The organism is Clavibacter phaseoli (assembly GCF_021922925.1).
Lineage (GTDB): Bacteria > Actinomycetota > Actinomycetes > Actinomycetales > Microbacteriaceae > Clavibacter > Clavibacter phaseoli.
Genome location: NZ_CP040786.1, coordinates 1,589,261 through 1,615,762, shown reverse-complemented (window position 1 = coordinate 1,615,762; position 26,502 = coordinate 1,589,261). Strand labels below are relative to the sequence as shown.

General features: G+C 73.6%; 29 protein-coding genes. 17 read left to right on the top strand and 12 right to left on the bottom strand.

The features are described from left to right. Nucleotides 1–20 precede the first annotated feature (20 nt). The 8 genes from FGI33_RS07520 to yaaA all read left to right on the top strand — a co-directional run bounded on the left by FGI33_RS07520 (nucleotide 21) and on the right by yaaA (nucleotide 6,910). Nucleotides 21–254 (top strand): ATP synthase F0 subunit C, encoded by a 234-nt coding sequence (locus FGI33_RS07520; RefSeq protein WP_119401632.1) that lies wholly within the window; start codon nucleotides 21–23, stop codon nucleotides 252–254. 11 nt (nucleotides 255–265) lie between these two features. Then, a complete protein-coding gene (locus FGI33_RS07515; protein WP_119434131.1) occupies nucleotides 266–832 on the top strand; it encodes a F0F1 ATP synthase subunit B in 567 nt (188 codons plus the stop codon). Further along, entirely contained in the window at nucleotides 832–1,623 is a 792-nt protein-coding gene (locus FGI33_RS07510) for a F0F1 ATP synthase subunit delta (protein WP_119434132.1), read from the top strand. The genes FGI33_RS07515 and FGI33_RS07510 overlap by 1 nt, the downstream gene beginning before the upstream one ends. 56 nt (nucleotides 1,624–1,679) lie before the next feature. Then, nucleotides 1,680–3,317, top strand: a complete 1,638-nt coding sequence (gene atpA, locus FGI33_RS07505; RefSeq protein WP_119401634.1) for a F0F1 ATP synthase subunit alpha — start codon at nucleotides 1,680–1,682, stop codon at nucleotides 3,315–3,317. 49 nt (nucleotides 3,318–3,366) lie between these two features. Beyond that, on the top strand, nucleotides 3,367–4,266 hold the full coding sequence (locus FGI33_RS07500) for a F0F1 ATP synthase subunit gamma (RefSeq protein ID WP_119401635.1): 900 nt from the start codon (nucleotides 3,367–3,369) through the stop codon (nucleotides 4,264–4,266). Between the two features lie 33 nt (nucleotides 4,267–4,299). Next, nucleotides 4,300–5,760 (top strand): F0F1 ATP synthase subunit beta, encoded by a 1,461-nt coding sequence (gene atpD, locus FGI33_RS07495; RefSeq protein ID WP_119401636.1) that lies wholly within the window; start codon nucleotides 4,300–4,302, stop codon nucleotides 5,758–5,760. Nucleotide 5,761: 1 nt separating this feature from the next. Continuing rightward, entirely contained in the window at nucleotides 5,762–6,031 is a 270-nt protein-coding gene (locus tag FGI33_RS07490; RefSeq protein ID WP_012037856.1) for a F0F1 ATP synthase subunit epsilon, read from the top strand. Between the two features lie 123 nt (nucleotides 6,032–6,154). Next, nucleotides 6,155–6,910 carry a peroxide stress protein YaaA gene (yaaA, locus tag FGI33_RS07485; protein WP_119434133.1) on the top strand — a complete coding sequence of 252 codons (756 nt, stop codon included), beginning with the start codon at nucleotides 6,155–6,157 and terminating at the stop codon, nucleotides 6,908–6,910. A 31-nt stretch (nucleotides 6,911–6,941) separates the two neighbouring features. On the opposite strand, the gene FGI33_RS07480 is transcribed toward yaaA, so the two are convergent. From FGI33_RS07480 to FGI33_RS07470, 3 genes are all read right to left on the bottom strand, one after another. After that, entirely contained in the window at nucleotides 6,942–7,535 is a 594-nt protein-coding gene (locus FGI33_RS07480; protein WP_119434134.1) for a DNA-3-methyladenine glycosylase I, read from the bottom strand. Continuing rightward, on the bottom strand, nucleotides 7,532–8,152 hold the full coding sequence (locus tag FGI33_RS07475) for a methylated-DNA--[protein]-cysteine S-methyltransferase (RefSeq protein ID WP_182478373.1): 621 nt from the start codon (nucleotides 8,150–8,152) through the stop codon (nucleotides 7,532–7,534). Before FGI33_RS07475 ends, FGI33_RS07480 begins: the two co-directional genes overlap by 4 nt. Nucleotides 8,153–8,252: 100 nt before the next feature. Beyond that, nucleotides 8,253–8,732 (bottom strand): Lrp/AsnC family transcriptional regulator, encoded by a 480-nt coding sequence (locus tag FGI33_RS07470; RefSeq protein ID WP_119401640.1) that lies wholly within the window; start codon nucleotides 8,730–8,732, stop codon nucleotides 8,253–8,255. A gap of 230 nt (nucleotides 8,733–8,962) precedes the next feature. Here FGI33_RS07470 and FGI33_RS07465 point away from each other — a divergent pair, with 230 nt between their 5' ends. Both FGI33_RS07465 and FGI33_RS07460 read left to right on the top strand, forming a co-directional pair. Then, nucleotides 8,963–10,135, top strand: coding sequence for an FHA domain-containing protein (locus FGI33_RS07465; protein ID WP_237581571.1), 1,173 nt, complete (start codon nucleotides 8,963–8,965; stop codon nucleotides 10,133–10,135). Next, the gene (locus FGI33_RS07460) at nucleotides 10,132–10,968 is read left to right on the top strand and encodes a PP2C family protein-serine/threonine phosphatase (protein ID WP_119435695.1); all 837 of its coding nucleotides are present in this window, start codon (nucleotides 10,132–10,134) and stop codon (nucleotides 10,966–10,968) included. The genes FGI33_RS07465 and FGI33_RS07460 overlap by 4 nt, the downstream gene beginning before the upstream one ends. A gap of 30 nt (nucleotides 10,969–10,998) precedes the next feature. On the opposite strand, the gene dapD is transcribed toward FGI33_RS07460, so the two are convergent. Continuing rightward, nucleotides 10,999–11,997, bottom strand: coding sequence for a 2,3,4,5-tetrahydropyridine-2,6-dicarboxylate N-succinyltransferase (dapD, locus tag FGI33_RS07455; RefSeq protein WP_119434601.1), 999 nt, complete (start codon nucleotides 11,995–11,997; stop codon nucleotides 10,999–11,001). A gap of 80 nt (nucleotides 11,998–12,077) precedes the next feature. Between dapD and dapE the strand changes: the two genes are divergently transcribed. From dapE to FGI33_RS07440, 3 genes are all read left to right on the top strand, one after another. Continuing rightward, on the top strand, nucleotides 12,078–13,175 hold the full coding sequence (gene dapE, locus FGI33_RS07450) for a succinyl-diaminopimelate desuccinylase (RefSeq protein ID WP_119434600.1): 1,098 nt from the start codon (nucleotides 12,078–12,080) through the stop codon (nucleotides 13,173–13,175). Beyond that, nucleotides 13,157–14,389, top strand: coding sequence for a hypothetical protein (locus FGI33_RS07445; RefSeq protein ID WP_119434602.1), 1,233 nt, complete (start codon nucleotides 13,157–13,159; stop codon nucleotides 14,387–14,389). The genes dapE and FGI33_RS07445 overlap by 19 nt, the downstream gene beginning before the upstream one ends. Before the next feature lie 147 nt (nucleotides 14,390–14,536). After that, nucleotides 14,537–14,710, top strand: coding sequence for a DUF3117 domain-containing protein (locus FGI33_RS07440; protein ID WP_012037866.1), 174 nt, complete (start codon nucleotides 14,537–14,539; stop codon nucleotides 14,708–14,710). Nucleotides 14,711–14,818: 108 nt separating this feature from the next. On the opposite strand, the gene FGI33_RS07435 is transcribed toward FGI33_RS07440, so the two are convergent. Next, a complete protein-coding gene (locus tag FGI33_RS07435; RefSeq protein WP_043587585.1) occupies nucleotides 14,819–15,451 on the bottom strand; it encodes an O-methyltransferase in 633 nt (210 codons plus the stop codon). A gap of 151 nt (nucleotides 15,452–15,602) precedes the next feature. Here FGI33_RS07435 and FGI33_RS07430 point away from each other — a divergent pair, with 151 nt between their 5' ends. Further along, on the top strand, nucleotides 15,603–15,977 hold the full coding sequence (locus tag FGI33_RS07430; RefSeq protein WP_012037868.1) for a twin-arginine translocase TatA/TatE family subunit: 375 nt from the start codon (nucleotides 15,603–15,605) through the stop codon (nucleotides 15,975–15,977). Between the two features lie 58 nt (nucleotides 15,978–16,035). On the opposite strand, the gene FGI33_RS07425 is transcribed toward FGI33_RS07430, so the two are convergent. After that, a complete protein-coding gene (locus tag FGI33_RS07425; RefSeq protein ID WP_119434599.1) occupies nucleotides 16,036–16,953 on the bottom strand; it encodes a LysR family transcriptional regulator in 918 nt (305 codons plus the stop codon). Nucleotides 16,954–17,068: 115 nt separating this feature from the next. Here FGI33_RS07425 and FGI33_RS15475 point away from each other — a divergent pair, with 115 nt between their 5' ends. Next, nucleotides 17,069–17,191, top strand: coding sequence for a hypothetical protein (locus tag FGI33_RS15475; protein ID WP_259336535.1), 123 nt, complete (start codon nucleotides 17,069–17,071; stop codon nucleotides 17,189–17,191). Nucleotides 17,192–17,290: 99 nt separating this feature from the next. Here the strand turns inward: FGI33_RS15475 and FGI33_RS07420 are convergent, their stop codons facing one another. Genes FGI33_RS07420 through FGI33_RS07410 form a run of 3 tightly spaced genes read right to left on the bottom strand, consistent with a single transcriptional unit; the run spans nucleotide 17,291 to nucleotide 20,337 of the window. Further along, nucleotides 17,291–18,466: an Mrp/NBP35 family ATP-binding protein gene (locus tag FGI33_RS07420; protein WP_237581569.1), complete on the bottom strand. Its 1,176-nt coding sequence runs from the start codon at nucleotides 18,464–18,466 to the stop codon at nucleotides 17,291–17,293. Then, the gene (locus FGI33_RS07415) at nucleotides 18,456–19,007 is read right to left on the bottom strand and encodes a DUF1003 domain-containing protein (protein ID WP_119435235.1); all 552 of its coding nucleotides are present in this window, start codon (nucleotides 19,005–19,007) and stop codon (nucleotides 18,456–18,458) included. Before FGI33_RS07415 ends, FGI33_RS07420 begins: the two co-directional genes overlap by 11 nt. Next, entirely contained in the window at nucleotides 18,991–20,337 is a 1,347-nt protein-coding gene (locus FGI33_RS07410; protein ID WP_119435236.1) for a magnesium transporter MgtE N-terminal domain-containing protein, read from the bottom strand. Before FGI33_RS07410 ends, FGI33_RS07415 begins: the two co-directional genes overlap by 17 nt. Nucleotides 20,338–20,395: 58 nt before the next feature. Here FGI33_RS07410 and FGI33_RS07405 point away from each other — a divergent pair, with 58 nt between their 5' ends. Then, nucleotides 20,396–21,067, top strand: coding sequence for a YflT domain-containing protein (locus FGI33_RS07405; RefSeq protein ID WP_237581568.1), 672 nt, complete (start codon nucleotides 20,396–20,398; stop codon nucleotides 21,065–21,067). Between the two features lie 27 nt (nucleotides 21,068–21,094). Here FGI33_RS07405 and FGI33_RS07400 read toward each other — a convergent pair whose 3' ends face one another. Next, nucleotides 21,095–22,738 carry an aminopeptidase P family protein gene (locus FGI33_RS07400; protein ID WP_237581566.1) on the bottom strand — a complete coding sequence of 548 codons (1,644 nt, stop codon included), beginning with the start codon at nucleotides 22,736–22,738 and terminating at the stop codon, nucleotides 21,095–21,097. Between the two features lie 98 nt (nucleotides 22,739–22,836). Further along, nucleotides 22,837–23,862 (bottom strand): endonuclease/exonuclease/phosphatase family protein, encoded by a 1,026-nt coding sequence (locus FGI33_RS07395; protein ID WP_119435500.1) that lies wholly within the window; start codon nucleotides 23,860–23,862, stop codon nucleotides 22,837–22,839. A gap of 92 nt (nucleotides 23,863–23,954) precedes the next feature. On the opposite strand from FGI33_RS07395, the gene FGI33_RS07390 reads away from it, so the two are divergent. After that, entirely contained in the window at nucleotides 23,955–24,830 is an 876-nt protein-coding gene (locus tag FGI33_RS07390) for a PHP domain-containing protein (RefSeq protein WP_119435501.1), read from the top strand. Between the two features lie 91 nt (nucleotides 24,831–24,921). Here FGI33_RS07390 and FGI33_RS07385 read toward each other — a convergent pair whose 3' ends face one another. After that, complete coding sequence (locus FGI33_RS07385) at nucleotides 24,922–26,469, bottom strand: DEAD/DEAH box helicase (RefSeq protein ID WP_119456587.1); 1,548 nt, start codon at nucleotides 26,467–26,469, stop codon at nucleotides 24,922–24,924. Nucleotides 26,470–26,502: the final 33 nt, after the last annotated feature.

The following is a 26,502-nucleotide window of genomic DNA, read 5'->3' as shown; positions in this document are numbered from 1 at the left end:
CCAACCGGAAGGAAACCCCAGTGGACCCCATCATTCTCGCCGAGATCAACGGCAACATCGCGACCGTCGGCTACGGCCTCGCAGCGATCGGCCCCGGCATCGGTGTCGGGATCGTCGCGGGCAAGACCGTCGAGGCCATGGCCCGCCAGCCCGAGATGGCCGGCAGCCTCCGCACCACGATGTTCCTCGGCATCGCGTTCTCCGAGGCGCTCGCGCTCATCGGCCTCGCGACCTACTTCATCTTCGCCAACTGAGGGACGCGCACATGCTCACGCCCCACAACGTGATGGCGGCAGGTGAAGAAGCGCCGAGCATCCTCCTACCCGCGGTCTACGACATCGTGTGGTCGGCGGTCGTGTTCGTCGTCCTCCTGGTCGTCATCTGGAAGTACGCGCTCCCGCGCGTCTACGCCATGCTCGACGGTCGCACCGAGGCCATCGCCGGCGGCATCGAGAAGGCCGAGCGCGCGCAGGCGGAAGCCGACGCCGCGAAGGCCGAGCTCACCGCGCAGCTCGCCGAGGCACGCGCCGAGGCCGGCCGCATCCGCGAGCAGGCCCGCGTCGACGCCACGGCGATCGCCGCGGAGATCAAGGAGCAGGCCACGGCCGACGCCGCCCGGATCACCGCGAGCGCGCAGCAGCAGATCGAGGCGGAGCGCCAGCAGGCGATCGTCTCGCTCCGCTCCGAGGTCGGGTCGCTCGCGATCGACCTCGCGTCGGGCGTCATCGGCCAGAGCCTCACGGACGACCAGCGCTCCACCGCGCTCGTCGACCGGTTCCTCGCCGACCTGGAGGCCAGCGAGACCGCCGGCAGGACGGGAACCGCCAGCTGATGGGCAGTGCATCGCGCGCATCGCTGGACTCGGCACGCCGCGTCCTCGCGGAGCTCGGGGGCGTCGACCTGTCGACGGCCGGTCAGCTCCTCGGAGCCGGCCGCGCCATCGGCGGATCCACGCACCTGCTCTCCGCGCTGGCGGACACCGGCATCGCGCCGGAGGTCAAGCACAGCATCGTGGACCGGGTCTTCGGCGCCACCGTGCAGGAGCCGGCGCTCCGCGTCCTCCGCGCGGTCGTCGACGGCCGCTGGTCGTCGCACGACGAGCTGCTGGCGGGCGTCGAGGAGCTCGGCATCCGCGCCGTGGCCATGTCGGCACCCGCGGGCACGCCCGTCGAGTCCGAGCTGTTCACGTTCGGCCGCGCCGTGGCCGCCGACGACGGCCTCGAGCTGGCGTTCGGCGACAAGCTGGGCGACCCCGAGGCGAAGTCCACGCTCGTCCACCGTCTCCTCGACGGCCGTGCGTCGGAGCAGACCGTCGTCATCGTCGAGCAGCTCGTGCAGCAGCCCCGCGGCCGCCGCATCGGGGAGCTCGTCCGTCACGCCGCCACCCTCGTGGCCGACCAGGCGGGACTCACCATCGCCACGGTCAGCGTCGCCTCGCCCCTGTCGCCCGAGCAGTCGGAGCGGCTCGCGCAGGCACTGAGCCGCCGGTACTCCCGGCGGGTCGAGCTGAACCAGGTCGTGGACCGCGACCTCGTCGGCGGCCTCCGCGTCCAGATCGGCGACGACGTCATCGACGGCAGCGTCGCCACCAGGATCAACGATTTGAGACTCCAGTTCGCCTGACCGGCGGGCGTCACCTCGGAGGACGCAAGGCTTCCGTGAATGCAAAGGGAAAGAAGATGGCAGAACTTTCGATCAGCCCCGACGAGATCCGGGACGCGCTCAAGGACTTCGTGCAGTCCTACGAGCCCGGCAAGGCCTCGACCACCGAGGTCGGCTACGTGCTCGACGCGGGCGACGGAATCGCCCACGTGCAGGGCCTGCCCGGCGTCATGGCCAACGAGCTCATCACGTTCGCCGACGGGACCCTGGGCCTCGCCCAGAACCTCGAGGAGAGCGAGATCGGCGTCATCGTGCTCGGCGAGTTCGCCGGCATCGAGGAGGGCATGGAGGTGCGCCGCACCGGCGAGGTGCTCTCCGTCCCCGTCGGCGACGGCTACCTCGGCCGCGTCGTGGACCCGCTGGGCAACCCCATCGACGGCCAGGGCGAGATCGCGAGCGAGGGCCGCCGCGCCCTCGAGCTCCAGGCGCCCGGCGTCATGCAGCGCAAGAGCGTGCACGAGCCCATGCAGACCGGCATCAAGGCCATCGACGCCATGATCCCGATCGGCCGCGGCCAGCGCCAGCTCATCATCGGCGACCGCCAGACCGGCAAGACGGCCATCGCGATCGACACGATCATCAACCAGAAGGCCAACTGGGAGTCCGGCGACACCAACAAGCAGGTCCGCTGCATCTACGTCGCCATCGGCCAGAAGGGCTCCACCATCGCCTCGGTGCGCGGCGCCCTCGAGGAGGCCGGCGCCATGGAGTACACGACCATCGTCGCGTCCCCCGCGTCCGACCCCGCCGGCTTCAAGTACCTCGCGCCCTACACCGGCTCGGCCATCGGCCAGCACTGGATGTACGGCGGCAAGCACGTCCTCATCATCTTCGACGACCTGTCCAAGCAGGCCGAGGCCTACCGTGCCGTCTCGCTCCTCCTGCGCCGCCCGCCGGGACGCGAGGCGTACCCCGGCGACGTGTTCTACCTGCACTCCCGCCTGCTCGAGCGCTGCGCCAAGCTCTCGGACGAGCTGGGCGCCGGATCGATGACGGGCCTGCCCATCATCGAGACGAAGGCGAACGACGTCTCGGCGTACATCCCGACCAACGTGATCTCGATCACCGACGGCCAGATCTTCCTCCAGTCGGACCTGTTCAACGCGAACCAGCGTCCCGCGGTGGACGTCGGCATCTCGGTGTCCCGCGTCGGCGGCGACGCCCAGGTGAAGAGCATCAAGAAGGTCTCCGGCACGCTCAAGCTCGAGCTCGCGCAGTACCGCTCCCTCGAGGCGTTCGCGATCTTCGCGTCCGACCTCGACGCGGCCAGCCGTCGCCAGCTCGCCCGCGGCGCGCGCCTCACCGAGCTGCTCAAGCAGCCCCAGTACTCGCCGTTCCCCATCGAGGAGCAGGTCGTCTCGATCTGGGCGGGCACGAAGGGCAAGCTCGACGAGGTCCCCGTCGAGGACATCCTCCGCTTCGAGCGGGAGCTGCTCGACCACCTCCACCGCAACACGGAGGTGCTGTCGCAGCTCAAGGAGAAGAACGTCCTCACCGACGACATCGTCGACGCGATGGACAAGGCCGTGGACCAGTTCAAGCTCGAGTTCCAGACGGGCGAGGGCAAGCCGCTCGCCTCCGTGGGCAACGAGCGGTTCGAGCCCGCCAAGGCCGAGGACGTCAACCAGGAGCAGATCGTCAAGGGCAAGCGCTGACGCGCTCGCCCCACCGATCCGCCACCGACCGAGACCGATAGGGAGACTCATGGGAGCGCAACTCCGGGTCTACACGCAGAAGATCAAGTCCGCGCAGACGACGAAGAAGATCACCCGCGCGATGGAGCTGATCTCCGCGTCGCGCATCCAGAAGGCGCAGCAGCGGATGGCGGCGTCCGCGCCGTACTCCCGCGCCGTCACGCGCGCGGTCTCGGCGGTGGCGACGTTCTCCAACGTCGACCACATCCTCACGACCGAGCCCGAGAAGGTGGAGCGGGCGGCGATCGTCGTCTTCGCCTCCGACCGCGGCCTCGCCGGCGCGTTCAGCTCCAGCGTCCTGAAGGAGTCGGAGCAGCTCGCCGAGCTCCTCCGCTCGCAGGGCAAGGAGATCGTCTACTACCTCGTGGGCCGCAAGGCCGTGGGGTACTTCAAGTTCCGCAAGCGGGACTCGGAGCGCATCTGGACGGGCAGCACCGAGAAGCCCGAGTTCGAGACCGCGAAGTCGATCGGCGACGCGCTCGTGGAGAAGTTCGTGACGCCGGCGTCCGAGGGCGGGGTGGACGAGATCCACATCGTCTTCAACCGCTTCGTGTCGATCGCCACGCAGAAGCCCGAGGTCGTCCGGCTGCTGCCGCTCGAGGTCGTCGAGGGGGTGGAGGCGCCCGGCGAGGGTGCCGTCCTGCCGCTCTACGAGTTCGAGCCCGAGGTGGGCGACGTGCTCGACGCGCTGCTGCCCGTCTACATCGAGAGCCGCATCTTCAACGCGATGCTCCAGTCGGCCGCCTCCGAGCACGCCGCGCGCCAGAAGGCCATGAAGTCGGCGAGCGACAACGCCGACAAGCTCGTGACCACCTACACGCGGCTGCGGAACAACGCGCGCCAGACCGAGATCACGCAGCAGATCTCCGAGATCGTCGGCGGCGCGGACGCGCTCGCCACATCCAAGTAACCCACGCTCCACGAATGAAGAAGAGAGACATCAATGACTGACACCGCCACTGCGCCGGTCGCCAGCGACAGCGTGGCCGGCGTCGGACGCATCGTCCGCGTCACCGGCCCGGTCGTGGACATCGAGTTCCCGCACGACTCGATCCCCCCGGTCTACAACGCCCTCAAGACGACGATCACCCTCGGCGAGGAGACGACGGAGATCACGCTCGAGATCGCGCTGCACCTCGGCGACGACGTCGTGCGCGCCATCGCCCTGAAGCCGACGGACGGCCTCGTCCGCGGCCAGGAGGTGCGCGACACGGGCGCCGCCATCTCGGTGCCCGTCGGCGACGTCACCAAGGGCAAGGTCTTCAACGTCACCGGCGACATCCTCAACAACGTCGGCGGCGAGCCGATCGAGATCACCGAGCGCTGGCCCATCCACCGCAAGCCCCCGATGTTCGACCAGCTCGAGTCCAAGACGCAGCTGTTCGAGACCGGCATCAAGGTCATCGACCTCCTCACCCCGTACGTGCAGGGCGGCAAGATCGGCCTGTTCGGCGGCGCGGGCGTCGGCAAGACCGTCCTCATCCAGGAGATGATCCAGCGCGTCGCGCAGGACCACGGCGGCGTGTCCGTGTTCGCCGGCGTCGGCGAGCGCACGCGTGAGGGCAACGACCTCATCATGGAGATGGAGGAGGCCGGCGTCTTCGACAAGACCGCGTTGGTCTTCGGCCAGATGGACGAGCCGCCGGGAACGCGCCTGCGCGTGGCCCTGTCCGCGCTCACGATGGCGGAGTACTTCCGCGACGTGAAGAACCAGGACGTGCTGCTCTTCATCGACAACATCTTCCGCTTCACGCAGGCCGGCTCCGAGGTCTCCACGCTGCTCGGCCGCATGCCGTCCGCGGTGGGCTACCAGCCGAACCTCGCGGACGAGATGGGCGTGCTCCAGGAGCGCATCACGTCGACCCGCGGCCACAGCATCACGTCGCTGCAGGCCATCTACGTCCCCGCGGACGACTACACCGACCCGGCGCCGGCCACCACGTTCGCGCACCTCGACGCGACCACGGAGCTCAGCCGCGAGATCGCGTCGCGCGGTCTCTACCCGGCCGTCGACCCGCTGACGTCCACCAGCCGCATCCTCGACCCGCGGTACCTGGGCCAGGCGCACTACGACACGGCCACCCGCGTCAAGGCGATCCTGCAGAAGAACAAGGAGCTGCAGGAGATCATCGCGATCCTCGGCGTCGACGAGCTCTCCGAGGAGGACAAGGTCACGGTGTCGCGTGCGCGCCGCATCCAGCAGTTCCTCTCGCAGAACACGTACATGGCGAAGAAGTTCACGGGCGTCGAGGGCTCCACGGTGCCGCTGAAGAACACCATCGAGTCCTTCTCGAAGATCGCCGACGGCGAGTACGACCACGTGGCGGAGCAGGCGTTCTTCAACGTCGGCGACCTCGACGACGTCGACCGCCGCTGGTCCGAGATCCAGAAGGAGAACGGCTGAGATGGCCCGCGCTGATCTCACGGTGACCGTGGTCTCGGCCGACCAGCAGGTGTGGTCGGGCCAGGCCTCCATGGTCGTCGCGCGCACCAGCGAGGGCGAGATCGGCATCCTGGCCGGTCACGAGCCGCTGCTGGCGATCCTCGCGACCGGCAACGTCCGCATCACGCAGGACGGCGGCGCCGTGATCACGGCCGACGCCGACGAGGGCTTCCTCTCGGTGGAGAACGACAACGTGACCGTGGTCGCGCGCAAGGCCGCGCTGGTCGCGTAGCGTCACCTCCGTCCGAAGGCGGGCGGTCCCCTCGGGGGCCGTCCGCCTTCGTGCGTCCGGCGGGTGCGTGCCGCCCGCCCGTCCCTGTCCCGACCCGACCCGCCACCCGATCCCGGAGGTCCCGTGCTCGTCCTGCTGCCCCCGTCCGAGACGAAGCGCGACGGAGGGGCGGAGGGATCGCGGCTGGATCTCGACCTCCTCGCCTTCCCGGAGCTGACGGAGGAGCGGCGCACGGTCGTGCGCGCCGTCGCCGACCTCGCCCGGGATCCCGAGGCCGCGGCGCGCGCCCTCAAGCTCGGGCCCCGCCAAGCGGCCGAGGTGGAGCGGAACCGCGTGCTCGCGTCGTCGCCCACGATGCCGGCGCTCCTCCGCTACACGGGCGTGCTCTACGACCCCATCGGCGCCGACGCGCTGGACGCGGCGCAGCTCGCCTTCGCCGGGCAGCACGTGGCCGTGCACTCCGCGCTCCTCGGTCCCGTCCGGGCGACCGACCCGATCCCCGCCTACCGGCTCTCGCACGACAGCCGCCTGCCCGGCATCCGGATGAAGGCGCACTGGGTCACGTCGGTGCGCCGCGTGCTCGAGGGGATCCCCGGCCTCGTCCTCGATCTGCGCTCCGAGGGGTACGCCGCCCTCGGACCGCGCCCGGGACACGCCGACTCCGCCGTCGTGCGCGTGGTCGCCCGCGGGGAGGACGGCACCGTCCGCGCGCTCAACCACTTCAACAAGAAGGCGAAGGGCGAGCTGGTGCGGGCGCTGATCCTCGCCGGCCGCGACCTCGGATCCGTGGCCGAGCTGCTCGACTGGGCCGGCGGCGCGGGCATCGAGCTGTCTCGCGGGGACTCCGGCGAGCTCGTCCTGGTCGCCGCGCCGCGGTGACCGCGCCGAGGGGCGCGCTCGCGCCCTAGGGTCAGGCGGCCCGATGGCAGCCGACGACGTGGTCGTCGACGAGCCCGGAGGACTGCATGAGCGCGTAGACGGTGGTGGGGCCCACGAAGCGCAGGCCGTGCGCCTTGAGCTCGCGGCTGAGGGCCGTCGACTCCGCGGTGACGGCGGGGATCTCTTCCGCCGTGGCCGGTCGGGGGCGGACCCGCGGATCGGACGCGTGCGCCCAGATCATGCGGTCGAGGGCGCCGTCGCCGTGCTCGTCGACGAGGGACCGCACCGCGCGCGCGTTGCCGGACGCCGCGAGGATCTTCGCGCGGTTGCGGATGATCCCGGCATCGCCCATGAGCCGTTCGACGTCATCCTCGTCCATCGCGGCGACCGCGTCGATGTCGAAGCCGTGGAAGACCTCGCGGAAGCGCGGGCGCTTGCGGAGGATGGTGATCCACGACAGCCCCGCCTGGAAGCCCTCGAGGCACAGCTTCTCGAACAGCGGACGGTCGCCGTGCAGCGGGCGTCCCCACTCCTCGTCGTGGTACCTGCGGTACTCCGGGTCTGCGGCCGACCAGGCGCAGCGCGCGATGCCGTCCTCGCCGACGGCGAGCGAGGGCCGCGTCACGACAGCACCGAGCCCTCGAGCGCCAGCAGCCGGACCTTCGTGGCGACCCCGTCGCCCGCGCTGAAGCCGGTCACCCGACCGTCGGAGCCGAGGACGCGGTGGCAGGGGACGAGGATGCAGAGGCGGTTGGCGCCGACGGCCCCGCCGACCGCGCGCGCCCCACCGGGACGCCCTGCCGCCTGCGCGAGGGCCCCGTACGTGGTGACGCCGCCGTGCGGGATGCGGGTGAGCGCCTCCCAGACGGCGACCTGGAACGGGGTGCCCGTCAGCCGCACGGCGACGTCGAACGACGTGCGGTGCCCGGCGAAGTAGTCGTCCAGCTGGCGGGCGGTCTCCTCGAGCACGGGGCTCGGCCGGTCGTCCAGGTGGTCGAGCGGCAGGACGCCCGCGGTCGCGATGGAGAGGGCGACGATCCGGTCGCCCTCGGCGACGAGCTCCAGTCGGCCGACGGGCGAGGGCACCCGGAGGAGCGCGGAGCCCTCGGGCAGGAGCCCCGGCGCGGGCGGGAGCGGGAGGCGCGGGTCGGGCCCGGGCAGGGGCGATCCGGGACGACGGGACCGGGGCAGGGGATCCGGCAGGCGCGCGGGGGCGGCGGCGGGAGCGGAGGAGGGGGTCATGCGGCGACCGTACGACGGGCCGCGATGACGGATCCGGGGACGGCCCGGTCGGGGGAGGGGCCGCGAGGAGGGCCTGCGGGGGAGGGGACGGGCGGCCGCGTCACCGCGAGCGCCCGTGCCCGTCCTGCGTGTGGACCTTGAGGTAGACGAACGTCTCCGTGCTGACGACGCCCTCCAGCCCGCGGATGCGGCCGTTCAGCAGCTCGACGAGCTCCTCGTCGTCCTCGCACACGACCTCGGCGAGGAGGTCGAACGTGCCCGCCGTCATCACGACGTAGTCGACCGCCGGGATGTCCGCGAGGGCGTCCGCCACCACGCGCACGTCGCCGCTCACGGTGACGCCGATCATGGCCTGCCGGGTGAGCCCGAGCTGCTGGGGGTCGGTGAGCGCGACGATGCGGATGACGCCCGCGTCGGTGAGCTTCTGCACGCGCTGCCGGACGGCGGCCTCGCTGAGCCCCACGGCCTTGCCGATCTCGGCGTAGGACCGGCGCCCGTCCTCCCGCAGCTGGTCGACGATGGAGCGGGAGATCGCGTCGACGGGGAGCCCGCGGGCGGAGGGGCGCTGCGGCGTGCTCATCGTCCGAGCATGGCAGTCCGGCGGGAGCCGGGCAACCGGATCCGCGGCGACCGGCCTCCCCGACGGTCCGGATGCCCCTCCGCGAGCCCGCCGCGGGCCCCTGTCCGACGGCCGGCGGACCCCTCGGACGGGCCGCGCCCGCGCGATAGGATCCCTGTCAGCGCGTCCGACCGCCCGAGGCCCGGCGCCGACCGCCCGACCGGGCGCCGACCCTCGATGGAGCCGATGACGTGAGCGAGGGCTCCCACCGTTCCTCTCCCGCCGCGGCGGGATCCCCCGGGCTCGCGGTCGTGACGCCCCACGTCGTCGTCCTCCTGCCCGCAGGCGCCTCGACGCGCGTCGTGGAGGACCTCTGGCGCGTGGTCGCGGATCCCGCCGTCACGGCCGAGGCGGTCGTCGCGGCGCTGCCGCTGCGCGGCGACGACGGGATCGCGTCCTTCGCCGTCCTCGTCCACGAGGCCGGCACGCCGGAGGGCGCGCGCCTCCAGGTGGTGCTGCGGGGCGACGCCGTGATCGACGCGGACATCGCGGGCGCGGATCCGCGCCGGGTCGACGCCAGGCAGGCGCAGCCCTTCTACCTGGCCACGCTCGACCGGGTGCGGGCGTACCGGGTCGGGCGGGCCGAGGCCGAGGCGGGGACGGCGGCGGCCCTCCCGCTGGAGGCCGGCGTCGTCGCGGCCGATGCGGTGGCCTGGCGGCGCGACGACGCGCGATCCCGGGGCGCCGCTGCCGCCGACGCCGACCCCCGTGACGCCGCGCCGTCCGGACGCCGCGCGGCCCCCGCGCCCGTGGACCCCGCCCTCGTCGCCACGGTCCTCGACGGGCCCGCGGACGTCGCCGCGCCGTCCCCCGGCGCCGGCGTCAGGGAGGCCGGCGCCCCGGATGCCGACCCCGCGGCCGGCGGTCCCCGTCACGCGCGGGCGGACGCGGATCCGCGCGGGGACGCCGCCGCCCGCGCCGGGTCCGCCGGCGTCCCCACCGCCGCCATGCCCACCGCGCCCGCCGCGGACGAGTCCCCGACCGCCCCGCGCGTCGTCCACGCCTTCCGCGTCGTGCGCGACGGCGTCCCGCACGCCGAAGCGGCCGCACCCGACCGCATCCCGCTCGACGCTCCCGTCATCGTCGGCCGCCGCCCGCGCCCGCCGCGCGTCGTCCGGGGCGTCGCCCCGCGTCTGGTGGCCGTGCCCTCGCCTCTCGGCGAGATCTCCGGCACGCACCTCGGCCTCCGGCAGGACGGGGCCGTCGTCGTCGTGACCGACCTCGACTCCACGAACGGCACCGTCGTGCTCGCGCCCGGGGCCGAACGGCTCGCGCTGCGTCCGGGGGAGTCGCTCGTGGTCGTGCCCGGCACGCGCATCGACATCGGCGACGGCGTCGCCCTCGAGATCCTGTCCGCCCGATGACCGCCATCGGAGCGGACGTCGCCGAGACCTCCCTCGCCCTCCCCGACGGCCGCGCGCTCGTGCTCGGCTGGGCGTCGATGACCGACCGCGGCCTCCGCCGCGACCACAACGAGGACAGCGTGCTCGCGGCCCTCCCGTACTTCGCCGTGGCGGACGGCATGGGCGGGCACGCCGCCGGCGACGTGGCCAGCGACGCCGTCATCCGCCGCCTCGCCGAGGAGCAGGAGCGCGCGGAGTCCGGGTTCGCGGATCCCGAGGGCGTGGAGCCCGCGCTCGAGCTGGCCGTCGGCGACATCCGCGAGGAGACCGGCGACCTCGAGCTGCACGCGGGCACGACCGTCACGGGCGCGTGCCTCACCCTCGTGTCCGACCGCCCGTACTGGGCCGTCTTCAACGTCGGCGACTCGCGCGTCTACCAGCTGCGCGGCGACGTCCTGGAGCAGGTGACCGTCGACCACTCGGTCGTGCAGGAGATGGTGGACGCCGGCCGCATCACGCGCGCGCAGGCCGACCGGCACCCGGACGGCAACATCATCACGCGGGCCGTGGGCGTGGGCGACGCCGCCGAGGCGGACTACTGGCTGCTGCCGGTCACCGCGCGGCTGCGGCTGCTGGTCTGCTCCGACGGGCTGACCAAGGAGCTGGCCGACGCGGAGATCCGCGGGCACCTGCTGCGCGCCGACGACGCGGCCACGGCCGTGCGCGACCTCGTGGTGCACGCGCTGGAGAACGGCGGCCGCGACAACGTCACGGCCGTGGTGGTCGACGTGCTGCGGATCGATCCCGCGGCCGATGCGCCCCCGGCCCCGCGGCGCCGCGGGCTGCGCCGCTAGGCCGGACGCCGTCCGTCCGCGCGGCCCGCGCTAGGCGTGCAGCGCGTCGTTGAGGATGGAGCCGCCGCCGCGCCGCGGGACCGCCTCGACGGCGCCCGTGAGCGAGTTGCGGCGGAACAGGATCCCGGGCCGCCCCGACAGCTCGACCGCCTTCACCTGCGGCACCGTGCCGTCGGCGCCGGGGGCCTCGCCCGCGAGCCGGACCTTGGTGCCGGCCGTCACGTAGAGGCCCGCCTCCACGACGCTGTCGTCGCCGATCGAGATGCCGACGCCCGAGTTCGCCCCCAGGAGCGCGCGCTCGCCGATGACGACCCGCTCGGTGCCGCCGCCCGAGAGCGTCCCCATGATGGACGCGCCGCCGCCGACGTCCGAGCCGTCGCCCACGACGACGCCCTGCGAGATGCGCCCCTCGACCATGGAGGAGCCGAGCGTGCCGGCGTTGAAGTTGACGAAGCCCTCGTGCATGACCGTGGTGCCGGGCGCCAGGTGCGCGCCGAGCCGCACGCGCGAGGCGTCGGCGATGCGCACGCGGTCGGGCGTGACGTAGTCGAGCAGGCGCGGGAACTTGTCGACGCCGTGCGCGGCGATGCCCGCCCGCTGGAGCGACGGCCGCAGCCGGTCGAAGTCGTCGGGGTGCACGGGGCCGGCGTTGGTCCACACGACGATGGGGAGGTGGCCGAAGATCCCGTCGAGCGAGATCGTGTTCGGCGCCACGAGCAGGTGGCTGAGCAGGTGCAGGCGCAGGTACGCGTCGGACGTCGACGCGGGCGCCGCCTGCAGGTCGATCTCGACGGTCACGATGTCGACCGTCACGCCGCGGCGCGGGTCGGCGACCGCGAGCTCCTCGATCCAGGCCGGCGCGATCCAGCGGTCGCGGCCGGCCGGCAGCGACCCGAGCTCGGGCGCCGGGAACCAGGTGTCGAGGACCGTCCCGTCGGAGGCGACCGTCGCCAGGCCGTACCCCCAGGCGGATCCGGAGGCGGGAGAGGAGGCGGGCGCGGCGGACGGGGTCGGAGCGGGGGAGGCCATGCGGCCAGCGTACCGATCGCCGCGCGCCGTCCCGGGTCCTCCTCAGGACCGCGTCCCGCCGCCGACCTAGGATGATCCGCATGCCGACCGAGACGCCTCCCGTGCCCGAGCTGGACCTCACCGCGGGGAGCGTGGAGGTCACCCGCGCGATCTGCGACATCGAGTCGGTCTCCGGCGACGAGGCGCCGCTCGCGGACGCGATCGAGCGCGCGCTCGCCGGGTGCGCGCACCTCGAGGTCGTGCGCGACGGCGACGCGGTCGTCGCCCGCACGCACCTCGGCCGGGACCGCCGTGTCGTCATCGCCGGCCACATCGACACCGTGCCGCTCAACCGCAACCTGCCCACGCGCACCGAGCACGAGGGCGGCGTCGAGTACCTCTGGGGCCGCGGCACCGTCGACATGAAGGCGGGCGTCGCCGTGCAGCTCGTGCTGGCCGCCGAGCTCGTGGATCCCGCATACGACATCACCTGGATCTGGTACGACCACGAGGAGGTCTCCGACAGCCTCAACGGGCTCGGCCGCCTCGCGCGCACCCGCCCGGATCTCCTCGAGGGCGACTTCGCGATCCTCGGCGAGCCGACGCGCGCGGAGATCGAGGGCGGCTGCAACGGCAACCTCCGAGTCGAGGTCCGGGCCTTCGGGAAGCGCTCGCACTCGGCCCGCTCCTGGGTGGGCGAGAACGCCATACACCGCATCGCCCCCGTGCTCGACACCCTGGCCGCGTACGAGGCGCGCGAGGTGGAGGTCGACGGCCTCGTCTACCGGGAGGGCCTCAACGCCGTCGGCGTCTCGGGCGGCATCGCGGGCAACGTCATCCCCGACGAGGCCATGGTGCACGTCAACTACCGCTTCGCCCCCAGCCGATCCGGCGCCGAGGCCGTGGAGCACGTCACGGGGCTTTTCCCCGGCTTCGAGGTCACGGTCGTCGACCTCGCGGAGGGCGCGCGCCCGGGCCTCGACGCCGAGATCGCGCAGCCGTTCCTCGCGGCGGTCGGCGGCGAGGCGCGCCCCAAGTACGGCTGGACCGACGTCGCCCGATTCAGCGCGCTGGGCATCCCCGCCGTGAACTACGGCCCCGGGGATCCGCTCCTCGCCCACCACGACGACGAGCGCGTCGACGTCGCCCAGATCACGTCGTGCGAGCGCGGCCTCCGGGCGTGGCTGACGGCGCGCTGACCCGGCCGGTCGGGCGGACGGCGCGGCTCGACCTGCCGGATGAGCGAGCCGCCGGGCGCCTGCCCTGGTGGGCGGCGGTCCTCGGCGTCTACGCGCTCAGCCGCGTCCTCACCACCGTGCTGATGCTCGTCGCCGCGCGCAGCCAGATCCGCACCCCGTGGGGCCCCGCGTCCCCCTCGTACCTGCAGTTCGCGACGTTCTGGGACGCCGGCTGGTACCGCGACATCGCGACCTTCGGCTACCCGACCGTCCTCCCCGTCGACGCGGCGGGCCACGTGCAGTCGAACCCGTGGGCGTTCCTGCCCGTCTACCCGGCCATCGTGCGCGCCATCCAGGACGCCACGGGCGCGCCGTTCGACGTCGTGGCCGTCACGGTCTCGGTGCTCGCCGGGGGCGGCGCCGTGCTCGTGCTGCACCGCCTCCTGTCCCGCTCCCTGTCCCCGTCGTCCGCGCTCATGGCCGTGGTCATCGTCTGCGTGGCCCCGGTCTCGCCGCTGTTCCAGATCGCGTACGCGGAGAGCCTGCAGACGCTCCTGCTCCTCATCGCCCTGCTGCTCCTGGTCGAGCGGCGCTACGTGCTGCTCGCGCCCGTCGTGGTCGTCATGGCGTTCACCCGTCCCCTCGGCCTCGCCTTCGCGCTGGCGCTGGTCCTGCACGGCGCCTACCGCATCCAGACGGCGCGCCGCGACCCGTTCCCGACCGCGGAGCGCGCCCGGCTCGTCCTCGCGACGACCGCCGCCGTGGCCGCCGGGGCCGCGTGGCCGGTGATCGCCTGGATCCGCACGGGCTCGTTCTCGGCCTACACCGACACGGAGCTCTCCTGGCGCGCGGCCTACGTCGGCTACCGCCACCTCGTGCCCTTCGAGGCGTGGTTCGACGCCGGCGACTTCTGGATCGGCGGGGTCGCCGGCGTGCTCGCCGTCCTCCTCGCCGTGGCGGCCTTCGTCCTCATCCTCCTGCGCCCCTCCGTGCGCGCCCTCGGCCCCGACCTCCGCATCTGGATCGCGTCCTACGGCCTGTACCTCTTCGCGGTCTTCTTCCCGCAGTCGAGCGTCCTCCGCCTCCTGCTGCCCATGATCCCGCTGGCCGGGGCCCTCGCCGTGCCGCGGTCGCGCGCGTACCGCGTCGTCGTCATCGTCGCCATGATCGTCGGCCAGTGGATCTGGATCGACGTCTTCTGGCGCGCCACCTCGGGCGACTGGACGCCGCCGTGACCCGGTCCCGGCGGCGCCCGGCGGCGTCTCCGACGCGCCCCCTCCACGGCCGGACGGGGGCGCGTCGGCCGTAGCACGGAGCCGCGCGTTCATCGAGGGGCGTGTCCATGCGGGATAATGGATGCACATCCACGAAAGGGGAGCCGAATGGCAGCCATGAAGCCCAGGACCGGCGACGGACCGATGGAGGCCGTGAAGGAGGGCAGGCTCATCATCGTGCGCGTGCCCTTGGAGGGTGGCGGACGACTCGTCGTCTCCGTCAACGACGCCGAAGCGAAGGAGCTTCACGACGCTCTCGCCGCGGTGACCAGCGCGAGCTAGTCGCGACCGCACCACGCGACACCGCCCGCCCCGTCGACGACGGGGCGGGCGGTGTCGTCTGCGCGGGGCCCGCCGCGGACGGCGCGCACGGCGGGCGGGCCGCGGAGGTCAGCGCCCGGTCTTGGCGATCTGCAGCAGGCCGTCGCCCGCGGGGGAGAGCGACGCGACGACCGCCCCGGATCCCGCGGTCTCCTGCACGAGCGTGCGGAACGCGGCCGTCTGGGCGTCGCGCGCCGCCGGGTTCTGCACTCGGCCGCGCCAGAGGGCGTGGGGCACGAGGACCAGGCCGCCCGTGCGCGCGAGGCGCAGGCCGTGCTCCACGTACTCGATGACCTGGGCGGGATCCGCGTCCACGAGCACGAGGTCGTAGCTCGCGTCGCTCATGCGCGGCAGCACGTCGAGCGCGCGGCCCGTGATGAGGCGCACGCGGTTGGCGGGCACCTCCGCGTCCGCGAGGATCTCGCGCGCGGCCTGCTGGTGGTCGAACTCCACGTCGATGCTGGTGAGCACCGCCCGCGGGGCGCCGCGGAAGATGCAGAGGCCCGAGACGCCGGCGCCCGTGCCGATCTCGATGACGCTGGTGGCGCGCGTGGCCGCGGCGAGGAGCGAGAGCTGCGCGCCCACGGCGGGGGAGACGGCCTCGATGCCCAGCTCGCGGGAGTGCTGGCGCGCCAGGGCGATGTGCTCGTCCTCGACGACGACGTCCTCGGCGAACTTCCACCCGGTCTCCTGGTCGGACACGCGGCACCTCTCTCTTCCGGGTCCCCAGGGTATCGGCCCGGCGGCACCCGCCCGACCGGCCGGGTGTCCGGTGGCGACCCGATGCGGCCCCTCGGCTGACGGGAGCCTGCGGGCGGGCGGAGATCGGGCATCGACCGACTAGCCTGTGATCATGTTCGGCCTGACGTTCGAGAAGCTGATGCTCATCGGCATCATCGCCGTGTTCCTGCTCGGCCCCGAGCGGCTGCCGGTCTACACCCAGAAGCTCGCGGACCTGGTGAAGGCGGCGCGCCGCATGGCCACCGGCGCCCGGGAGCGCATGCGCGACGAGCTGGGGCCGGAGTTCGACGAGGTCGACTGGAAGAAGCTCGACCCCCGCCAGTACGACCCGCGCCGCATCATCAAGGAGGCGCTGTTCGAGGACGAGCCCGTCGTCACGAAGCCGCGCGTCCCCGTCGAGACCACCATCGCCCGCCGGCAGCGGCTGGAGCGCGAGGCGGCCGCGGCGTCGGCGCAGCCCGCGCCCTTCGACGCCGAGGCCACCTGACGCGCGTCACCCGACCGCGATCCGTCCCATCGGGTCGTCCCCTCTCGCGCGCGACCCCTCAGCCGTTCCCGCTGAAGCGCGCGTCCACCGCCCGCGCCTCCTCGCGGAGCGCGTCCACGACGGCCCGCACCGACGGGCGCTCGGCGCGGTCCGGGCGCAGCAGCACGTGCAGGTGCCGCTTCGAGGCGACGCCCGACAGGCGCTTGACCACCACGCCGTCGTGCTCGCCCGCCGTGTAGCGGGGCAGCAGCGCGATGCCGTGCCCGGACGCCACGAGCGACTCCGTGATGCGCGTGTCGCTGAACCGCTGCACCACGCGCGCGGGCGCGCCGACGGCCTGCTCGATGTCGAGGAGGATCCGGTCGAAGGGCAGCCCCTGCGGCACCCCGATCCACGGCTCCCCGCTGAGGTCCGCCGGGCTCACCGAGGTCCGTCCGGCGAGGCGGTGGTCCGCGGGCATGGCGACGTCGAGCGGCTCCACCATGAGCGGCACGATCACGAGGCCGAGACCGCGCCAGGTGCCGGCGCCCGCGAGCGAGTGCGCGAGGACGACGTCGAAGTCGGCGGTGAGGTCGGCGAACGCGCGGGACGCCGGATCCCGGTCGCTGGCCCGCAGCGTGAGGTCCGGGATCCCGGCGACGCGGTCGAGGAGCCCGGGCAGCAGCATCTGCGCCGCGGTGGGGAACGTGGCGAGCGTGACCTCGCCGGACGGCTGGTGCCGGAAGTCCTCCCACAGCGCCTCGGCGCGGGCGACCGCGACGGCGATGTCGGTCGCGGTCCGGGCGAGCGCGCGGCCGGCGTCGGTCAGCACGATCCCGCGACCGGAGCGCTCGGTGAGCGGCACGCCGGCCTCGCGCTCGAGCACCTTGAGCTGCTGCGAGACGGCGGAGGGGGTGCGGCCGGCGGCGCGGGCGACGGCGCCCACGCTGCCGCGGTCGGCCAGCTCGCGGAGGAGCTCGAGGCGACGGATGTCCATGTAGCCAGGCTACACAGCCAGGCAAGGACTATGAGCTTGTCCTGAACGTTCTGCGGTGGTCCCATGGAGGTGCGGCGGAATGCGCCGCCATCCGCCTTCCCGCAGGAGCACCACCATGACCGTCTTCCTCATCGCCGTCGCCGCCCTCTCCGTCTCCGCCATCGCCGGCACCGTCGTCGTCACCGCGCGCGACGGCTACCGCTCGGTGCCCACGCGCACGCACCGCAGCCACGTCTAGGCAGCACGCGCACCGCGCACGAGGAGGACGGCAGCCCGCGGGCTGCCGTCCTCCTCGTGCGTCGTGGGGTCGTCGACCGGTGCGACGCGGGCGCGGCGCCTAGGAGACCGACAGCCCGAGCCGCCGGCCCGCGAGACCGCGGCCGCGCGAGGCCAGGTGGTCCGCGACGCGCAGGATCTGCACCGCGGCGGGATCCGTCGGCGCCGCGAGCACGAGCGGCGCCCCCGCGTCGCCGCCCTCGCGCAGGGACACGCTGAGCGGCACGCTCGCGAGGAGCGGCACCCGCTCGTCCTGGCCCGCGGAGAGGCGACGCGCGACCTCCGCGCCGCCGCCCGCGCCGAACAGCTCCAGCACGGATCCGTCGGGCTGCGCGAAGCCGGCCATGTTCTCGACGACGCCGGCGACGCGCTGGCCCGTCTGCCGGGCGACCAGGCCGCTGCGCTCGGCCACGTCGGCGGCGGCCGGCTGCGGGGTCGTGACGACGAGCACCTCCGCGTTCGGCAGGAGCTGGCCGACCGTGATCGCGACGTCGCCCGTGCCCGGCGGCAGGTCGAGCAGCAGCACGTCGAGGTCGCCGAAGAAGACGTCGGTGAGGAACTGCTGGATCGTGCGGTGCAGCATGGGCCCGCGCCAGGACACGGCCGTGCCGCCGGTGGCGTCGGGATCGAGGAACATGCCGATGGAGATGACCTTCACGCCGTGCGCGACGGGGGGCAGGATCATGTCGCCCACCCGGGTGGGCTGCGCGGTGCGGCCGTCGGCGCCCACGAGGCCGAGGATCCCCGGGATCGAGAACCCGTGCACGTCCGCGTCGACGAGGCCGACAGCGAGGCCCTTCGCCGCGAGCGCGACCGCGAGGTTGGCCGTGAGCGTGGACTTGCCGACGCCGCCCTTGCCGCTCGTCACGGCGTAGACGCGCGTGAGGCTGTCCGGGCCGAAGGGGATGCCCCGCTGCGCCGCGGGACCCCGGAGCCGCTCGGTGAGCGCGCGGCGCCGCTCGGGGCTCATCACGCCGACCGTGAGCTCGAGCCGCGCGACGCCCGGGACGGCCTCGACGGTCTCGCGCACGTCGCGCTCGATCGAGGTCGCGGCCGGGCAGCCGACGATCGTCAACGCGATGTCCACGAGCGCCACGCCGCCGTCCTCGATCCGGACGTCGGAGACCATGTCGAGCTCGGTGATGGGACGGCGGATCTCGGGATCCACCACGCGGGCGAGCGCCCGCCGCACGGCGTCCGCCGTCAGCGGCCCCGGGACCGCGGCCTCAGCGGCCATGCGTCCTGCGGCGGCCCTCGGTCTCGGCGTCGTCCGCCTCGGGGTCGTCGCGGCGGTCGAGCTCCTCCAGGAGCTGGCGGAGCTCGGCGCGGATGAAGTCCTTCGACGCGACGTCCTTCATCTGCAGGCGGAGCGACACGACCTCGCGGGCGAGGTACTCGACGTCGGCGACGTTCCGCTCGGCGCGCTGGCGGTCCTGCTCGATCTGCACGCGGTCGCGGTCGTCCTGCCGGTTCTGCGCGAGCAGGATGAGCGGCGCGGCGTACGAGGCCTGCAGCGACAGGATCAGCGTGAGCGCCGTGAAGCCGAGCGCGGCGGAGTCGAAGCGCGCCGACTCGGGGCCGTACGTGTTGTAGCCGATCCACACGAGGCAGAACGCCGTGAGGCCGAGGAGGAACCACGGCGTGCCCATGCCGCGCGCGATGGACTCGGTGAAGCGGCCGAACCGGTCGCGGCTCGCGCGGTTGCGCATCGGGAGGACGGTCGTGCGGAGGCCCTTGGGGGCGTCCAGCCGGACGTCGCGGTTACTCTGCCGTGCCACGGGGGATCCTCCGTCCTCGTGCGGGTCCTGCGGTGGGGATGGCGGCCGTGGCCGTGCCGTGGAAGCGGGCGGTGGCGCGCTTGCGGGTCTCGCGCTCCGCGTCGGCGCTGCGCCAGTCGTCCGGCAGGAGGTGGTCGAGCACGTCGTCGATGGTGACGACGCCGACCAGGCGGTGGTTCTCGTCCACAACGGGCACCGAGACGAGGTTGTAGCTCGCCATGATGCGCGACACCTCGGCCGCGCTCGTGTCCGCGCGCACGGGTTCCAGGCCCTGGTCGAGCAGGGTGCCGAGGCGCTCGTGCGGCGGGTAGCGCAGCATCCGCTGGAAGTGCACCATGCCGAGGAAGCGGCCGGTGGGCGGCTCGTACGGGGGCAGCGTCACGCAGACGGCGGCGCCGAGCGTGGGCGCGAGCTCGTGGCGGCGGATGAGGGCGAGACCCTCCGCGACGGTGGCGTCGCCGGAGACGATGACGGGATCCGTGGTCATGAGGCCGCCCGCGGTGTCCGGCGCGTAGCTGAGGAGCATGCGGACGTCGTCCGCCTCCTCCGGCTGCATCAGCTCGAGCAGCGCCTCGCCGCGCTCCTCGGAGAGCTGCGCGATGAGGTCGGCCGCGTCGTCCGGCTGCATCTGGTCGAGCACGTCGGCCGCGCGGTCGTCGTCGAGCGTGGCCATGATCTCCACCTGCTCGGACTCCGGCATCTCCTCGAGCACGTCGGCGAGGCGCGCGTCCGGCAGCTCCTCGGCGACCTCGAGGCGGCGGGCCTGCGGCAGGTCGAGGAGCGTGTTGGCGAGGTCGGCGGGCAGCAGGTCGGAGTAGGCGGCGAGGAACTGGGACGCGGACTGCGCCACGCCCTCGTCCTGCAGCTCCGCGACCTCGTCCCAGCGGGCGAAGATCGTCGCGCCCTTGGCGAAGGGGGAGGGGCTCGTGCGCGGCCGGCGGCAGAAGAGCTGCGAGACCTCCCACTCGGCCTGGCCGGACTCCTCGATGGCGACGTCCTCGATGACGGCGGTGCCGGATCCGTCGCGCATGCTCACGCGACGCCCGAGGATCTCCGCGATGACGCGCACCTCGCCGCCGCGCTGCTCGAAGCGGCGCAGGTTGATGAGGCCCGTGGTGATGATCTGCCCCGAGCCGATGCTCGTGACGCGGCCGATGGAGAGGAAGACGCGGCGCTTGCCGGGGATCTCGACGATGAGGCCCACGACGCGCGGCGGGTCGTCCTTGCGGTAGACGACGAGCACGTCGCGGACGCGCCCGACGCGGTCTCCTGCGGGGTCGAACACGCTGCACCCGGCGAGCCGGGCGACGAAGACTCGGGAGGCGCTCACAGAGTCAATCTAGTCGCTCGCCCAGCGGCCGCCCGGCACCCCGTGGAACACTGGACCGGTGACCAACCCCCTCCTCGGACGCTCCTCCCGTGCCCGCATGCCGAAGCTGCCGAAGGGGGAGCCCGTCGCCACCTACGAGACGTACGACGAGGCGCAGAAGGCCGTCGTCACGCTCGCCGAGGCGGACTTCCCGGTGACGCAGGTGAGCATCGTCGGCAACGAGCTGACGAGCGTCGAGCGGGTCACGGGCAAGCTCACCTCCGCCCGGGCGGCCGTCGCGGGGGCCGCGAGCGGCGCGTGGCTCGGCCTGTTCCTGGGCCTCGTCACGTTCCTCTTCTCGCCCGTGCCGAACCTCTCGTTCGTCGTCGGCGCGGTCATCATCGGCGTCGGCTTCGGCGCCATCTACGGGATCGTCAGCTACAGCATCACGCGCCGCCGTCGCGACTTCACGTCGGTGATGCAGGTCACCGCCACGAGCTACTCCGTCGTCGTCGACCCGGACTCGCTGCACCGCGCGCGGAACGTGCTCGGCATCGGCGGAGTCGGCACGTCGGTCTACGGAGAGCCCGTGGTCGCCACGCCGCCGCCGGCCGCGCCGCCCGTGGCGGGTCCCGCCGGCCCGTACGGGGAGCGCGTGCCCGAGCCGGGCGCTTCAGACGCCCCCGAGCCGACCGCGCCCCCGACGTCGACCGATCGACCGGTGGGCGAGCAGGGCACGGCGGGGGCCTGAGCCCCGCGCGCCCGCCCGCCGCGGCGGCTACGCGCGTCCGGCCATCCACTCCTCGACCTCGTCGGCCGTGCGGGGGATCCCCGCGGACAGGTTCTCGGCCCCGTCGCGCGTGACGAGGACGTCGTCCTCGATGCGCACGCCGATGCCGCGGAAGCGCTCCGGCACGGTGAGGTCGTCGGGCTGGAAGTACAGGCCGGGCTCGATCGTGAAGACCATGCCGGCCTCCACGATCCCGTCGATGTACATGTCGCGGCGGGCCTGCGCGCAGTCGTGCACGTCGAGGCCGAGGTGGTGGCTCGTGCCGTGGACCATGTACCGGCGGTGGTGCTGGTTGTCGGCCTCGAGCGCCTCCTCCGCGGTGACGGGGAGCATGCCCCAGTCGGCGGCCTTCCGCGCGATGACCTGCATCGCCGCGGCGTGCACCTCGCGGAAGCGGATCCCGGGGCGCACGATCGCGAGGGCGGCGTCGGCCGCCTCGCGCACGGCCTCGTAGACCTCGCGCTGGACGTCGGTGAAGGTGCCCGAGACGGGGAGCGTGCGGGTGATGTCAGCCGTGTACAGGCTGTCGAGCTCCACGCCGGCGTCGATGAGGATCAGGTCGCCCGGCAGCACGCGGCCGTCGTTGCGGGTCCAGTGCAGGATGCAGGCGTGCGGGCCGGACGCCGCGATGGTGTCGTAGCCGACCGCGTTGCCGTCGGCCCGGGCGCGCGCGTTGAAGACGCCCTCGACGACGCGCTCGCCGCGCGCGTGCGCGACGACGGAGGGCATGTCGGCGATCACGTCGGAGAAGCCGCGGCCGGTGGTGTCGACCGCTTCGCGCATCTGGGCGATCTCGTAGGCGTCCTTGACGAGGCGGAGCTCGGAGGCGTCGCGGGCGAGGAGGGCGTCGCCGTCGGCGGGGTCCTGGTCGGTCGCGTCGTCGTCGGCGGTGGCGGTCGCGGCGGCGCGGGCGGCGTCGACGCGGGCGGCGATGGCGGCGTCGGCCTCGCGGATCACGCGCACGGGACCTGCGGCGGCGATGGCGGCGTCGACGTCGGCGAGGGGCGCGGTGGCGATGCCGAGGTCGGCCGCGACCTGGCGGAGCGAGGGGCGCGGGCCGATCCAGAACTCGCCGATCTCGGCGTTGGCGTAGAACTCGTCGCTGTCGCGGCCGGCGCGCTCGCGGAAGTAGAGGGTGGCCTCGTGCGCGGATCCGTCGGCGGCGGATCCGTCCGCCACGGGCTCGAGGACGAGGACCGCGCCGGGCTCGCTGTCGGCGGCCCAGCCGGTGAGGTGGGCGAAGGCCGAGTGGGCGCGGAACGGGTAGTCGGTGTCGTTGCTGCGCTGCTTCAGGCGGCCCGCGGGGATCACGAGGCGCGTGCCGACGTGGAGCGCGGAGAGGCGGCGACGGCGATCGGCGGCGTACGGGGCCTGCTCGCGGGCCGGCGGGTCGACCTCCTCGCGGTCGGCCCAGTTCGTGGAGACGAAGTCGCTGAACGCGGTGCTCGCGGGCGTGGTGCTGCGGTTGGAGGTGGCGCGGGGGACGGGGGCGTCGCCGGATCCGGGCGCCGGGGTCCCGGCGGGAGCGGCCACCGCGGGGGCCGCGGTCTCGGTCGTGGCCAGCGGCGCGGCCGGGTCGGCGGCGATGTCGGCGGGGGCGGTCTCGGACGCGGTGTCGGTGTTCTCGGCCATCCGTCGATCATCCCACCTGCGCGCACGGCGGAGGCGGGGCGCGGGTCGGGTCAGCGGAGGGGCGTCAGCCGCGCGATGGCCTCGCGACCTGTGCGGGGTCAGCGGAGAGGTGTCAGCTGCGCGATGATCGGGCGGTGGTCGCTCCCGGCGCCGTCGCGGTCCTCGACGACGCGGAAGCCCGTGACCGCCCAGCCGGGCGTCGCCATGATGTGGTCGATCGGCGTGCCGAGGAGCGCGGGGAGGCCCGTGGGCCAGGTTCCGACCGCGCCGTTCCCCGAGGCGCGCGCCGCGTCCACGCACTGCCCGAGGTCGGTGACCTGGTCGCGCTCGGTGGGCGTGCCGCCGTACCGGCTCATGTGGTCGAGCGTGGCGTTGAAGTCGCCCGCGATGATCACGTTGCCCTCGTCGCAGCGCTTCCCGAGCCAGGCGAGGTCCGCGCGCCAGTTGTCCATCTGCTCCGGGATAGGGGAGACGGGGTGCACGGCCATGATGACGGGGCCGTTGCCGTCGACCGGCTCCATGATGACCGTGGGTAGCACGCTCGTGGTGCCGCGCGACTCGTCCATCCGGTAGTCGCCGTAGGCCGCGCTGATGAGGATGGTGGTGGAGCGGGCCGCGGCCACGTCGTCGAACGCGGCGGTGCGGACCCACATCGGCCGGCCCGCGTCGCGCATGAGGACGGCGATCTCCGCCCCGGTCTCCTCGCGCGTCTCGGGGAGCGTGATGACGTCGGCCCCGGACTCGATGGCGAGGTCGGCGACCGCCCGCGCGCCCGTCGCGCCGCCGAGCGTGTTCCACGAGAGCACGGTGACGTCGTCGTCCTGCGCCTCCTGGAAGGCGGTGTCGCCGAGGCCGCGCGTGGCCAGCACGGCGGAGTTCGCGCCGATGAAGACCACGAGCAGCACGGCGATGCTGCCGAGCAGCCGGCGGCCGGGGCGGATCGCGAGGCAGAGGACGAGGGTCAGCACCAGGACGGCGGCCGCCGCGGCGACGAGGCCCCCGCGGATGGCGACGGCGTGGGTGACGAGGTACGTCTGCTCCAGGCCGAGCAGCTGCGGCCACGTGACGACGAGGAGTCCTGCGGCCGTGATGAGGATGACTGCTGCTCCGACGACCCGACCCATGACGTCCACCACACTATGGCGGCTCTCTGGGAGAGCGCCGCCGCGGGTCCCGGCCGGCCGGGGCGCCGGGGGCCGCCGCGTAGGATGGCGGGATGCCGGACGAGCAGCGGGGTCCCATCGACCTGCACACGCACAGCTCCGTGTCGGACGGCACCGAGACGCCCGCGGAGCTCGTCGCGCAGGCCGCCGCGCAGGGCCTGTCGGCCGTGGCGCTGACCGACCACGACTCGACCGCCGGCTGGGCCGACGCCTCCGCCGCGGCCCTCGCGCACGGCATCGAGCTCGTCCCGGGCATGGAGATGAGCACGCAGCTGGAGTACGCGAGCGTGCACGTCCTCGCGTACCTCTTCGATCCCGAGGACGCGGATCTCATGGCCATGACCGCCCGCGTCCGCTCCGAGCGGATGACCCGCGCCGAGGCGATGGTGGGCCGCATCTCCCGCGACTACGACCTGACGTGGGCCGACGTGCTCGCGCAGACGACGCCCGGCAGCACCATCGGCCGGCCGCACATCGCCGACGCGCTCGTCGCCCGCGGGCACGTGCCGACGCGCACGGCGGCGTTCGAGAGCATCCTGCACTGGCAGGGCGGCTACTACCGTCCGCACTACGCGCCGGATCCGATCCTCGGCGTCGAGCTGATCACCGCGGCGGGCGGCCTGGCCGTCCTCGCCCACCCGGGCGCCCGCGGGCCGGAGCGCGTGCTGTCGGACTCGCGCATGTCCGCGCTCGTCGCCGCGGGGCTCTTCGGCCTCGAGGTGCGGCACCGCGACAACCCGCCCGCCTCCCGCGTGCGCCTCACGGAGCTGGCGGAGCGGTTCGGGCTCGAGGTGACGGGATCCAGCGACTACCACGGCGACGGGAAGCCGAACCGGCTCGCGGAGAACAGCACGGATCCCGCGGTGCTCGCGCGCATCGTCGAGCGCGCCACGGGCTGGGCGCCCGTCGTGCCCGTGCCCGCGGCCTGATCAGGGAGCCGGCCGTCGCGCGGACCGGGCAGGAAAGAGGGGGCCGCATCCGATGGATGCGGCCCCCTCTTCGTGCGCGCTGCGCCCGGCGCTAGGCCGTGGCGGTCGGGCGGTCGCCGCCCGAGCGGCGGCGCCGGTTGCGCGAGCGCGGGCGGGTCTGGCCGTCGGCGTGGGGCGCGTCGTGGCCGCCCGCCGTGTTCGGCTGCTCGCTGCCGATGGACGCGGTGGCCTCGGCGGGGGACGTGGCCGTGGGGGTCGACGTGCTGCGGCTGCGCGAGCGGTCGCGGTCGCCGGAGCCGGAGCGGTCGCCGCCGCTCGATCGGCCGCCGTCACGGCTCCCGCCGCGGTCGCCGCCGCGTCCGCCGTCACGCCCGCCGCGTCCGCCGTCGCGGCCCGAGTCGGAGCCGCGGCTGCCCGGGCGCTCGCGCGGGGTGCCGTCGGGGTTGACCGTGGGGGTCGCGCGGAGGCGGCCCTTGGATCCGGCCGGGATGTCGAGGTCGGTGTAGAGGTGCGGCGAGGACGAGTACGTCTCCGTCGGCTCCGGCTGGCCGAACTCGAGGGCTCGGTTGATGAGCGCCCACTTGTGCAGGTCGTCCCAGTCGACGAACGTGACCGCGATGCCGGTCTTGCCCGCGCGGCCCGTGCGGCCGACGCGGTGCAGGTACGCCTTGTCGTCCTCGGGGATGGTGTGGTTGATCACGTGGGTGACGTCGAGCACGTCGATGCCGCGCGCCGCCACGTCGGTGGCGATGAGGATGTCCTTCTTGCCGGCCTTGAACGCGGCCATGGCGCGCTCGCGCTGCTCCTGGTTGAGGTCGCCGTGCACGGCGGCGGCGTTGAAGCCGCGGTCGTTGAGCTCCTCGACGAGGCGGGCGGCGGCGCGCTTGGTGCGCGTGAAGATCACGGTCTTGCCGCGGCCCTCGGCCTGGAGGATGCGGCCGATGACCTCGTCCTTGTCCATGTTGTGCGCGCGGTAGACGAGGTGGCGGATGTTCGCCTGCATGAGGCCCTCGTCGGGGTCCGTCGCGCGGATGTGGATCGGCTTCGTCATGAAGCGGCGGGCGAGCGCCACGATCGGGCCCGGCATGGTGGCCGAGAACAGCATGGTGTGGCGCACGGCCGGCGTCTGCGCGAACAGCTTCTCGATGTCCGAGAGGAAGCCGAGGTCGAGCATCTTGTCGGCCTCGTCGAGCACCATCTCGCGCACGCCCTGGAGCGAGAGCAGGCGCTGGCCCACGAGGTCGAGGAGGCGGCCCGGGGTGCCGACGACGATCTGCGCCCCGGCCTTGAGCTGCTCGATCTGCCCCTCGTACGCCTTGCCGCCGTAGATGGAGACGACGGTGGTGGCGCGGTTCGCGGTGGCGATCTGGAGGTCCTCGGTGACCTGGACGGCGAGCTCGCGCGTCGGCACGACCACGAGCGCCTGCACGCCGGGCTCGGGCGTGAGGCCGAGCCGCTGGATGAGCGGGAGGCCGAAGCCGAAGGTCTTGCCGGTGCCCGTCTTGGCCTGGCCGATGATGTCCTGGCCGGAGAGGGCCAGGGGGATGGTCTGCTCCTGGATGGGGAAGGGTTCGAGGATGCCGTGGTCGGCGAGCGCCTGCACCATGTCCTCGTCGATGTTCAGTTCGGTGAAAGTCACGTTGTGCCCTGTCTAGCGGTGCGGTCCACGCCC

What these genes read in the sequence shown, in the direction of transcription:
- FGI33_RS07515 (WP_119434131.1), top strand. Translation starts at nt 266, where the DNA reads ATGCTCACGCCCCACAACGTGATGGCGGCAGGTGAAGAAGCGCCGAGC.
- FGI33_RS07510 (WP_119434132.1), top strand. Translation starts at nt 832, where the DNA reads ATGGGCAGTGCATCGCGCGCATCGCTGGACTCGGCACGCCGCGTCCTC.
- atpA (WP_119401634.1), top strand. Translation starts at nt 1,680, where the DNA reads ATGGCAGAACTTTCGATCAGCCCCGACGAGATCCGGGACGCGCTCAAG.
- FGI33_RS07500 (WP_119401635.1), top strand. Translation starts at nt 3,367, where the DNA reads ATGGGAGCGCAACTCCGGGTCTACACGCAGAAGATCAAGTCCGCGCAG.
- atpD (WP_119401636.1), top strand. Translation starts at nt 4,300, where the DNA reads ATGACTGACACCGCCACTGCGCCGGTCGCCAGCGACAGCGTGGCCGGC.
- FGI33_RS07490 (WP_012037856.1), top strand. Translation starts at nt 5,762, where the DNA reads ATGGCCCGCGCTGATCTCACGGTGACCGTGGTCTCGGCCGACCAGCAG.
- FGI33_RS07475 (WP_182478373.1), bottom strand. Translation starts at nt 8,152, where the DNA reads ATGACCCCCTCCTCCGCTCCCGCCGCCGCCCCCGCGCGCCTGCCGGAT.
- FGI33_RS07470 (WP_119401640.1), bottom strand. Translation starts at nt 8,732, where the DNA reads ATGAGCACGCCGCAGCGCCCCTCCGCCCGCGGGCTCCCCGTCGACGCG.
- FGI33_RS07460 (WP_119435695.1), top strand. Translation starts at nt 10,132, where the DNA reads ATGACCGCCATCGGAGCGGACGTCGCCGAGACCTCCCTCGCCCTCCCC.
- dapD (WP_119434601.1), bottom strand. Translation starts at nt 11,997, where the DNA reads ATGGCCTCCCCCGCTCCGACCCCGTCCGCCGCGCCCGCCTCCTCTCCC.
- dapE (WP_119434600.1), top strand. Translation starts at nt 12,078, where the DNA reads ATGCCGACCGAGACGCCTCCCGTGCCCGAGCTGGACCTCACCGCGGGG.
- FGI33_RS07440 (WP_012037866.1), top strand. Translation starts at nt 14,537, where the DNA reads ATGGCAGCCATGAAGCCCAGGACCGGCGACGGACCGATGGAGGCCGTG.
- FGI33_RS07430 (WP_012037868.1), top strand. Translation starts at nt 15,603, where the DNA reads ATGTTCGGCCTGACGTTCGAGAAGCTGATGCTCATCGGCATCATCGCC.
- FGI33_RS07425 (WP_119434599.1), bottom strand. Translation starts at nt 16,953, where the DNA reads ATGGACATCCGTCGCCTCGAGCTCCTCCGCGAGCTGGCCGACCGCGGC.
- FGI33_RS15475 (WP_259336535.1), top strand. Translation starts at nt 17,069, where the DNA reads ATGACCGTCTTCCTCATCGCCGTCGCCGCCCTCTCCGTCTCCGCCATC.
- FGI33_RS07420 (WP_237581569.1), bottom strand. Translation starts at nt 18,466, where the DNA reads ATGGCCGCTGAGGCCGCGGTCCCGGGGCCGCTGACGGCGGACGCCGTG.
- FGI33_RS07400 (WP_237581566.1), bottom strand. Translation starts at nt 22,738, where the DNA reads ATGGCCGAGAACACCGACACCGCGTCCGAGACCGCCCCCGCCGACATC.
- FGI33_RS07395 (WP_119435500.1), bottom strand. Translation starts at nt 23,862, where the DNA reads ATGGGTCGGGTCGTCGGAGCAGCAGTCATCCTCATCACGGCCGCAGGA.
- FGI33_RS07390 (WP_119435501.1), top strand. Translation starts at nt 23,955, where the DNA reads ATGCCGGACGAGCAGCGGGGTCCCATCGACCTGCACACGCACAGCTCC.